At 45.9% G+C, this 233-nt stretch carries 1 protein-coding gene; it reads right to left on the reverse strand.

Annotation, left to right across the window (positions count from 1 at the left end; translation table 11 throughout):
* Window positions 1–43 precede the first annotated feature (43 nt).
* A partial coding sequence (locus CHH91_RS19150) for a PH domain-containing protein (RefSeq protein ID WP_141234258.1) occupies window positions 44–233 on the reverse strand: 190 nt, incomplete at its 5' end.

Below are 233 nucleotides of genomic sequence, written 5' to 3' on the forward strand. Positions count from 1 at the left end.
CTCATTGATTCCTTGCAGGAGTTCCCCGCCGTATGTTTGCTCTCTATTCAACGGTAATGTCATTTTTTCGTCCTCTGTACCATTGTAAAAAGGAATGGGCGAGTTCAACCGGCACGTCATTGATTCCTGAATGGCGCACGGGGTTTCCTCGATTGGTTGTCTCAATCGATGCGAGGCCCAACCTTTTTTGGAGGATGTTTCGAGTGATCTTTGCTTTAATGACTTTTTCTCGT

This window comes from Virgibacillus sp. 7505, assembly GCF_002272135.1.
Taxonomy (GTDB): Bacteria; Bacillota; Bacilli; order Bacillales; family Amphibacillaceae; genus Terribacillus.